This window comes from Hylemonella sp. W303a (assembly GCF_046452315.1).
Taxonomy (GTDB): Bacteria; Pseudomonadota; Gammaproteobacteria; order Burkholderiales; family Burkholderiaceae_C; genus Hylemonella.
This window is the reverse complement of record NZ_JBKFDG010000018.1, coordinates 1-1,168: the sequence shown is the minus strand read 5'-3', so window position 1 is coordinate 1,168 and position 1,168 is coordinate 1. Positions and strand designations below refer to the sequence as shown.

General features: G+C 61.7%; 1 protein-coding gene and 1 pseudogene. Both read right to left on the bottom strand.

Going from position 1 to position 1,168, the window contains the following annotated elements; genetic code table 11:
• A pseudogene (locus ACLBKS_RS16440) lies at positions 1–142 on the bottom strand (flagellin); the annotation flags it as partial.
• 423 nt (positions 143–565) lie between these two features.
• Positions 566–1,168, bottom strand: a 603-nt coding sequence (locus ACLBKS_RS16435; protein WP_410193881.1) for a flagellin, incomplete at its 5' end; no start/stop codon positions are given.

Below are 1,168 nucleotides of genomic sequence, written 5' to 3'. Positions count from 1 at the left end.
AACCGGCGGCGTCGTCCTTGGCGCTGTTGATGCGCAGGCCCGAAGACAGACGCTGGATCGCGGTGCTCAGGGCCTTGTCGCTGATGCCCTGGTAACGCTGGGCGGACAACGAGTTGATGTTGGTGTTAATGACGGCTGCCATTTGAAAACTCCTGTGTGAATAAAAATGGCACTCGCTGCCTCAGCTCCGTGCCGACGGGTTGTCGTCCACTTAGTCATGCGTGGCTCTACTCGGCGCCGATGAAACTCACCTGACAGGGCAAGTCTCTTGGTGCCTCCAGGGTTACATACCCCGTGGTTCTTTTTCCTCCTGATTTCAATGCGCAATCGTTTCTCTACGCGTAACAGTTAGCTGTACATACCCCATGCCAATCGACGCTGCTCAATTCCCATGGCGTACGATCACCAGACACCGAGCGCCTTGCGGCGCGCCGGGTCACTCACTCTCACGGCGCCGCTCACCATGGCCGAGCGCCGGAACAAAAAGGGCCAGCACCGTTTCCGGTACCGGCCCTGGAAAGCAAGGCCGGGAATCCAATCACCGTCCAAGCTCCCACCCCAACTCTTACTGCAGCAACTGCAGCACGCCCTGCGGAATCTGGTTGGCCTGGGCGATCATGGCCGTGCCAGCCTGTTGCAGGATCTGCGCGCGGGACAAGGCGGCGGTTTCCGACGCGAAGTCCGCATCCTGGATCCGGCTGCGCGAAGCAGACAGGTTCTCGGACGTGATGTTCAGGTTGTTGATCGTCGACTCAAAGCGCGACTGCAGGGCACCCAGCTTGGCGCGCTCACCGCTGATGAAGGCCAGGGCTGCGTCCACCGTCTTGATCGCGTCGTTGGCCTTGGTCACCGAGGTGATGTCCAGGTCCGCCACCTTGTGCAGGGTCGAGGCCACGTCCGTGCCGATGTAGGCGCTGGAAGCCGCCACCGTCGTCGCATGGCTGATCACGAAGGACTTGTTCGAGTCGAAGGTCAGGTAACCGCTGACGATCGCGTTCTGCGCGTTCGTGTCGGCCGCCAGGGTCATCGCGCTGGCCGTGGCCAAGGCGCCCGCGCTGTCCACCCGCATCTTGTTCACCGTCACCGCGCCAGCATTCGCCACGGTGGTGTCGGAGACCATGATGTCGTTGCCGGTGGCGTTGGTCAGGATGATGGCGTTGCCTGTGGC